Origin of the sequence: Bowmanella dokdonensis (genome assembly GCF_017254865.1) — a bacterium.
Classification (GTDB): Bacteria; Pseudomonadota; Gammaproteobacteria; order Enterobacterales; family Alteromonadaceae; genus Bowmanella; species Bowmanella dokdonensis.
In genome coordinates this window covers 1-3,974 of record NZ_JAFKCV010000032.1, presented here as the reverse complement: position 1 = coordinate 3,974, position 3,974 = coordinate 1, and the positions used below count along the sequence as shown (strand labels likewise).

General features: G+C 43.2%; 4 protein-coding genes. All 4 read right to left on the bottom strand.

Annotated features, from left to right (window positions below):
- Window positions 1-96 precede the first annotated feature (96 nt).
- Complete coding sequence (locus tag J0A66_RS21360; protein ID WP_206575888.1) at window positions 97-411, bottom strand: hypothetical protein; 315 nt, start codon at window positions 409-411, stop codon at window positions 97-99.
- 689 nt (window positions 412-1,100) lie between these two features.
- On the bottom strand, window positions 1,101-1,472 hold the full coding sequence (locus tag J0A66_RS21355) for a very short patch repair endonuclease (protein WP_241264367.1): 372 nt from the start codon (window positions 1,470-1,472) through the stop codon (window positions 1,101-1,103).
- A gap of 28 nt (window positions 1,473-1,500) precedes the next feature.
- Window positions 1,501-2,478 carry an HNH endonuclease gene (locus tag J0A66_RS21350; RefSeq protein ID WP_206575887.1) on the bottom strand — a complete coding sequence of 326 codons (978 nt, stop codon included), beginning with the start codon at window positions 2,476-2,478 and terminating at the stop codon, window positions 1,501-1,503.
- Window positions 2,479-3,594, bottom strand: coding sequence for a DNA cytosine methyltransferase (locus tag J0A66_RS21345; protein WP_206575886.1), 1,116 nt, complete (start codon window positions 3,592-3,594; stop codon window positions 2,479-2,481).
- Window positions 3,595-3,974 lie beyond the last annotated feature (380 nt).

Below are 3,974 nucleotides of genomic sequence, written 5' to 3'. Positions count from 1 at the left end.
ATGCTGCTTAATGGCCTTGATGATTTGTTCTTCGGTATAACGTTTTTTCATTCTGAGATCTCCATTGGCTCCAGTTTATTGGAAATCTCATCAAAGTCATGGTGTTAAATCTGGGGAGAAGGTCACATCTAGTGCGCACTTTATCTTGATTGTATCTGATATTCTTCCACGATAGGTTGGCTCGTTACAGAACCCTTTTTTCTTCGGGTCGAGTTCATAAATCAGATCAATTTTACTTAACTCTTCTAATGCTAAGATTTTTTCATCCTCTTTCTCGAAATATACATCTCCTCCTTGTAAAGTCGTTGTACTCAGGCAGGCGTTCAACAGAAAGACTAATGGCAATATTGAGATGGATTTCATGGTGGCTCCATAAGGTGTTGTATTCTTCAGAGGAACTTTTAGTTCCATCAGTCCAGTGCCTCTTGGTGGGCTCTCCTCTCATCATTAAGAAAATATAATAAAAACCAAGGACTGAGTTCTTAGTCGGAGTGAGGTGCTAGCCTCCACTCAGTACTGATGTCCCTTAGTCGTTTTGCTGCAGAGTTGGTCAATACAGAGGGCTGCAAGCCCATGTAAAGGCCAGCACGAAGACTTGCCAAGCGCATGGTAGATGAAAGGTGACATTGAACAACTAGTGACAGAACTTGTGACATAAGCGCTGATTAAATCTATAACCTAAAGCGAAAACCGCCGTGTTCATGCTCAAGATGCCAGCCAGCAAGAGAGAGCCAAGTAAAAGGTATTCAACTGGCAGGAGCGTAACCGGTTTTTTAAAAAAATACCCTTTGGCCTGTCTGGAAGTAGCAAGGTACGCCGAAGATGAGTCTAAAATGGTGTCGTTGACATCGTTATACCCAGGCTATGGGAGGAGTATTCTGTAAGCGCAAGGACCAGACAATCAGGCCCTATTTCGAATTTGGCTTTGATCGGAAATCCGGTGCCATCAAAACCAGTTGGTTCGACGGCACTATAGCTTACAAGTTGAAAGGCATCCTTCACGCTGGCCGGGAATTCATAACCCGAGTACACCAATGGCAGGTACAAATGAGCGGGGCTTCTTTCCCTAAACTTGGAGTTCTGTAAATAACTGTACGACTTTAACTTTTAAAGACCTCTAAAAATTTGGATTGTATAGCCTTTGCGGATTTTGTCTCACATTCCCAAATTACCAACACTTTCCATCCCAGCCGCTGAAGGTCTTCAATATGCTTTTTGTCTCTTGCGACATTCCGCATTATCTTGTTCTCCCAAAAACTAGTGTTTGTTTTCGGAAGAGGGGATCTTTTACAGTCTTTGTGGTGATGCCAAAAACAGCCATGAACAAAAATACAAGTCTTGTACTTCGGCAGTACAATATCAGGTGTACCTGGTAGCCCTTTTTTGTGGATCCGAAATCGATAGCCGAGGCTGTGAAGTAATTTCCTAACCAAGACCTCGGGCTTTGTGTTTTTCTGCTTTACAGCCTGCATGTTCGCGCGGCGTTCTTCGGGCTTGATGTTATCCAACAGAAATCAGTTCTTTTAACTCTTGGCTCGATATATTTCCTCTATGCACTTCATCGTGGCACATATTGCAAAGAGTAATTAAATTGTTGAGTACATTCTTCCCACCTGAAGCGTGATGTTCAATATGGTGCAGTTCAAGTAAGTTTCTAACTTTGTCTTCAGGGCGTCTCTTCGAGTAGTTCCAGTCACATACCTTGCATGAAAAATTGTCTCGTTCAAGTGTCTCAACTCTGATTGGGTCAGGAATTTTCCTGTCGTGCACTGCAGCTTGTCTATCTTCCTCAAGAATATACACACCAACCTTTAGCTCTGGTCTTCCTGATTGTCTCGTTGCTACTGGCCAACCGTCTTCTGTTCTTAGCTCTCTAACCCGTCTTGCCCACTCAGACTTGTCATTGGCCAGATACTTGAGTTCTTCGCCGTTTATTTCCTTTCCTACGTTTTCTCTTAGATAACTAATGATTTTATCTTTGACGGATATTTTCTTCTTTCTTATCTCATTCGCTAGATTCCAGCGAAAAGCAGCTTCCTTATCTTGCTGATCCTGAACAAGGAAATAGGTGTCAGTCTTAATTTTGCTGGCATCTGATATGTTTTCAATTACCTCTCCCTCTGCTAGCATGTCCTTTATCGCTTTGCCAGCGAGGATAGGCCATCCCATTTCTACCCTGAGCTCTCTAATCCGCCTGGCGTACTCACTTATTCCCGCAACCACCATCAGCTCGTCACCAACAAGTAATGTGCCGGTATATTTCCTCAAATACGACAAGATTCTATCTCGTGCAGAGGACGCACCGTCATCTTTAATCAGTGAGCTACCCAAGTCCCTCAGTAAATGATTTGCAGGAACCAAACCTTTTACCTGCTCTCTTAAGTTTTCGTCTAGCAGCTTTTCTTCAAACTTGGAGAGTAGGTTAATCAGCTCTACTCGTAAGCTTTCCGGCGTATCCCTTTTCGACCTTCTTGCCATTTAAGCTGCTCTCTTATTCTTCTTGCTAATTCTTTGTTGAAGTAGTTGTGATACGAATTTTGCAATATGACCTGCAAACGTTGGGGGAACGGCATTGCCGATCTGCCTAGCTACTTCTATTTTTGAGCCCTTAAAAATAAAGTTATCAGGGAAAGACATCAACCGAGCTGCCTCCCTATGAGTTATAGGTCTGTCTTCGGTGGGGTGGAGGTACCTGCCTTTCTCCGGTTTAAAAAACTCTGTTCTGATTGTAACGGAAGGTCTATCCCACCATAGACGCCCAAACAAGTCAGTACCACCGGATTTCTTGTTAATCCAGCATTGAGGCGTAATATCCGGCCTGTTCCGTTGCAGATCAAACCTGTTGCCGCCAGGTGGCACAGCTCTGTATCTTTGCTTGCTTATCTCGGTTGGTTTCCTACCAAAATGTAGGTTTAACGGAGGAGGAACATCATCTCTTATTTCGATTCCTTCCGGTATTTTCGGAAGGTCGGAGATGAATTCTCTTACCGTTCTCCAGTGAGGAAGATATGACTTTTCACTTGGTGAGCAGTGGGTCGGTTCGGGCGGAAAGGCTGGGAGAGATCCCATATCAAAGTCCTCAGCGCGAATACCAATCGCAATAGCGCGTTTACGAGTTTGCGGAACACCATAGTCAGCAGTATTTAGAACTGACGGCTGGAGCATTTCAAAGCCGTAGCTCGTAGCTCTCTCGAGGATGTCATGGAATTCGGGGCTGCTTAATAAACCTTGTACGTTTTCCATTACAAAAATAGAAGCCCCTGATCTGTTTACTATATCTAGGTAGGGTTCCCAAAGTGCTCTTCTTGAATCACCTTCTCTATTTTTATTGAGCAAGCTGAACCCTTGGCAAGGAGGGCCTCCGATCACTATATCTGCAGTTGGTACTTCATGCCCTAACAGCCAATCTTCTATATTTTGCTGTATACAGTGGTTGTCTTCGCCGAAATTGCTGTTGTAAGTATCAACGGCAGCCTTGTCATTATCCAGAGCGAGAATGCTTTCAAATCCCCCACAGAATCGCTCATCAGTGAAGCCTAAAGACATTCCCCCTGCACCGCAGAATAAGTCTATTAACTTATATGTATTGTTCATAAAGAAGCTCTTTGTTATTCATCGCTGATGATGGGTATCATAATAACACTGTATATGTATACAGTTTATTTTTCAAATATCGTGTCACCCAGCAACAGGTGCTTTTGTCTTCGGAATGATACACCGACATACCGGCTATTTGTTCATAGATTTCTAGAGAATGTGCTGAGTTACTGAAAGACCTTAAAAAATTAGTCCATCAATGCTACACATCTGCTACAAAAATGAGGGATTGAGATTTTGTTAGTGATGACGGCTCTTCATCATTAACGGGGGACATCAGCATTCATTAAACTGATTTTGCGAAGATCATTTAATGGAGATAAGCCGATGTCCCACGCAGGTGCCATTTTAGGCATAACTGAACTAGAAATCGAACG